4 protein-coding genes are annotated in these 3,958 nt (G+C 28.8%); all 4 read left to right on the top strand.

Features of this window, described 5'->3' with window-relative positions; genetic code table 11:
• Window positions 1–91: 91 nt before the first annotated feature.
• The 4 genes from Q0C58_RS02145 to Q0C58_RS02130 all read left to right on the top strand — a co-directional run bounded on the left by Q0C58_RS02145 (window position 92) and on the right by Q0C58_RS02130 (window position 3,717).
• Complete coding sequence (locus tag Q0C58_RS02145; protein WP_290696822.1) at window positions 92–1,666, top strand: hypothetical protein; 1,575 nt, start codon at window positions 92–94, stop codon at window positions 1,664–1,666.
• 4 nt (window positions 1,667–1,670) lie between these two features.
• Complete coding sequence (locus Q0C58_RS02140; RefSeq protein ID WP_290696820.1) at window positions 1,671–2,210, top strand: hypothetical protein; 540 nt, start codon at window positions 1,671–1,673, stop codon at window positions 2,208–2,210.
• Window positions 2,211–2,333: 123 nt separating this feature from the next.
• Complete coding sequence (locus tag Q0C58_RS02135) at window positions 2,334–3,191, top strand: hypothetical protein (RefSeq protein ID WP_290696818.1); 858 nt, start codon at window positions 2,334–2,336, stop codon at window positions 3,189–3,191.
• 13 nt (window positions 3,192–3,204) lie between these two features.
• Window positions 3,205–3,717 carry a hypothetical protein gene (locus Q0C58_RS02130; protein ID WP_290696815.1) on the top strand — a complete coding sequence of 171 codons (513 nt, stop codon included), beginning with the start codon at window positions 3,205–3,207 and terminating at the stop codon, window positions 3,715–3,717.
• The last annotated feature ends 241 nt before the right edge of the window (window positions 3,718–3,958 follow it).

Below are 3,958 nucleotides of genomic sequence, written 5' to 3'. Positions count from 1 at the left end.
AATTCTAGCAATAGCGTTTCAAAACTGCCAGAAAGATGATTAAGTTATTGTAGTGCAAAAAACAAAAGAGTTTCCTTTTAAATTTAAAAAGATGCTACACAACGAATTTAAAAATAACAAACAGCTTATTACTAAATTAAATAAGTTTTCTAAAGCTATTAGAGCAGCAAAACAAAAAGAGACAAGAGAAGTAGATTTAGAGAGTAAAATAGTGTACTCAATTGAGTACGATTTTTATATTAATACAGATTTTGCAAGATATACTGAAAATGCAGATGGAGCATACCACTCTTACACATTTCCAATACAGAGAATACAAGAAATTGATGCTGTAGAGAATTTAGTAGCGTCTTTACAGGCTGATGGTACTTATGGTTTTTCAATTATTACTTACAACACAACTGCTCAAGAAAAAAGCGATTTAGAAAATGGATTTGAGGTTGACTTGACTGATAAAGTAACATCAAATACGGTATCAGAAAACATATTAGATCAAGGTCTTTTTAATAAAGATGTATATAATAATTTTGAAACAATTTTTGTTATTATTGGAAATTCTGATGCCGAATGTTACAATATTGGAACTTGGCAGGATGTTTTTACTTCCGATGAGTTAGAAATTAGTGCCTTAGAAATTATGCCAGTACCATGCGAAGATGTAAACACAGGTGGTTCTTACGATGCCACTAATAACTTTCCAGACTCTAACAACAACAACAATAATAATAACAACAATAACTCCAATTCTAATACAAATACAGGAGGAGGAACATCTTCTTCAAGTAACGGAGATGTAGTTGTTACAACTGTTTTTGTGTGCGATGATTGCCCAGAATTATGTGCTGCAAGCATAGACATTAGTGCACTAGCTACAAATTTAGGTTTAACTCCAGAAGTTACAAGTTGTTTAGAAGATCTAGATAATTGTGATGCTGCTACTGCTTTATTAGATTATGTGAATGCTAACTCAACAAATATTGCTTTTGCTCAATTAGCTGCTCAAGCTATTTGTGATGAAGAATGTGCTTATTTTCCACAATTTTCTAATATTGAAGATGAACCAATTCAACAGAGTATTGGAATTCTAGGAGATTACAATAGTATAGCACAATATAATCATGAAGCTATCCAAGCAGAGTTTAATAATATTAGAGGTAGTCAAGGAGACTTAGACGCAGTAGATTATTTAATAACCGAATATAATATGTTAAGTTTTGGAGGTAATGGCTCAATCTCTCTCCCTTTTGTTGTTAATATAGTTTCTCCAGTAGATAATAATCAAGATGCAGAAACGATAGTAGAATATGATTCTTTAACAAATAATGCAATTAACGCTGTTGTTAATATAGAATCAGATTCTTTAGATAATATTGATTTTGGTTATGTAACAAGGATGATTAAGCACGAATTATTACATGTCTTTCAAGGTGAGATAGAGGGCAATTTACTTTCTATAAGAGCAAGAGAATTTGATGCTTATTATTTCTCACTATATTACTGGAGAGAATTAAAACTTTTAGGCCCAGACGAGATAGTTGATGCAGTAGTATTGGCAGAAGAAAGTTGGGATTATCAAGGGCAAGGTGAAATGACACAAGCAGAAAAACAAGCAAGAGAAGGAAGACATGATACACTAGTTGAAAAATATCCTAAAATTTGTGATTAAGACTATGAGAATTAAATATATAAACATGTTTGCATTATGTTTGATAATGTTATTTAGTTGTTCTTCGGTAAGGAACATAACGACTAAAGAGTTGGAGATTAAGGCTAATGAATATACAACGTATTTTTACAGTCCAATTGCAAGCATATTAAATAAAAAGAAAGAATATTTAATTACTGAGAGAAAAAACTTTGACATTAGATTGATTAATATGGGTACAAAAGAATTATTTGTACCCAATCCAATTGCTAATGGACATGAGATATCAATAAAGCTTTTTAGAAAAAACGAACTAGATAAATATATAGCTTACGTTCAGAAGAGTAAAATAGCAATATCAAATTCTCATGCAGGAACTAGTGTTTTAAGGAGAAATATAGACTCAATAAAAAATGGAAAACCATTAATTTTTAAGAATTTACAAGTAGATCCAAATATAAAGATTGTAGATAAAGGGAGTTATTATGCGAAAATAGAAATAGATTTAGCCAAATTCGGATACTTTAGAATTATAAAAACTGAGTTTTATTTTGAGGTCAAATAAAGCAAATAATTAATTGAGTGTGTTTTCTATTGACGGATTTGAAAAAAAATATTTAGTGATAATTGGGCAAGTTGTTTAGAAGACGTAGCTAATTGTGATGCAACTAATGCTTTATTAGATTATGTGAATGCTAACTCAACAAATATTGCTTTTGCTCAATTAGCTGCTCAAGCTATTTGTGATGGTGGTGAGGTGGATTATCCTAATAAAGTTATTTTGCATTCTACTGTAAAAAATAACCAAAAAGTAAAATGTGTTTATGATAAGTTGAAAAACTTATCTGACACTATATTTAATGATGTTATTAATAATCATTTTGATAGTGCTAAAAATGCAGACTTAACATTTAGAATTGCAAATATAACCACAGGAGAAGATGCTGAAACAAGAGCGGTTTTTAACCCACAAACACAAGAAACTAGGTATAATATTGTTTTTGATACGAACTTTGTTCAAAATGCATCCACAATTGAAATTGCATTAACCTTAATCCATGAGAGTATTCATGCAGAGTTGATTGAAAGGCTCGTGAGATTAGGATTGATTGTGGATATTAATTATCTCAATGGTCAAGGAACTAGTATTACATTTACTGGAAATTCTCAAGTATTTTCTATTCAGACAGTAATTTTTAATCAATTATTAGTAAGATATAACGCTTTTCCTCCTCAAAATAACAATCAATGGAATCATGAATTTTTTAATGCATTGAGTTATAGAACTAAAATGGCACAAAATTTGGTTAATATTCATGCTTGGTTAAATGACACTGAAAATGATTTTTTAACTAATGTTAATGGCGACAGTTTAAATTTTTATGGAGATTTTACAGTTAATGAATTAATGAATTATATAACATGGATTGGATTAGAGGAAACACAAGAATTTGTAAATAATATTCAAAGTCATCCATTAGAACAAACAAAGAAAAATTATGTTGAAAATGCAGCTAGAGCTCATTACACCAATAATTGTTTATAAAATTGCTAAATTAATGAGAAAATTAATTTTTATTATTTTTATTATATCCACTATAAACTGTTTTTCTCAAATAGAAACTGTTTCAGTAAGTAAGCGCGCTACACAAAATGATAGTATTAAAGATGTTTATTTATATATAGATTCGAGAAATTTCTTTGGTTCTAAAGGCGAGTATAAAACCTCGTTTAGTATAAAAAGTAAGGATCCTCGGTTTTCACATGATAACTTTAATTTTTATATTTTAGACAATCAATTAGAAGAGCGTAATATATATAGTATAGGCAAATACATTAACAAAGATTTGTTAGATTATGTAAATCCAAATGATTATTTTGAAAATAAATCTATATTAGAAATACATGATGAGCTCAGTCTTTTAAGTATAAAAAATAATAAGCGTATTTTTATTATAACTTATGTTCAAAGAAAACAAATTTATATGGTATGGGAAGCTAAATATGCTGGAACGATTAGAGATGTTACATATACTCAATTAGGTAAAGGTCCTTTTTATACTGAAAAGTAAAACTACAAATATAGGTTTCTAGTTGGAAGTCTATATTTATGATGACTCACACGAGCTTGTTATACAAATACCTGTAACTAAAGTATTCTGCAAAAGTTTTTTTATTAAATGTCTTATTTTTTTATACAAACTAAGTTTAAACAATTCTAGCAATAGCGTTTCAAAACTGCCAGAAAGATGATTAAGTTATTGTAGTGCAAAAAACAAAAGAGTTTCCTTTTAAATTTAAAAAGATGCTACA

Origin of the sequence: Lacinutrix sp., from assembly GCF_023299985.1 — a bacterium.
Classification (GTDB): domain Bacteria; phylum Bacteroidota; class Bacteroidia; order Flavobacteriales; family Flavobacteriaceae; genus Lacinutrix.
The sequence above is the reverse complement of the archived record's forward strand: the minus strand, read 5'-3'. Positions and strand labels throughout refer to the sequence as shown.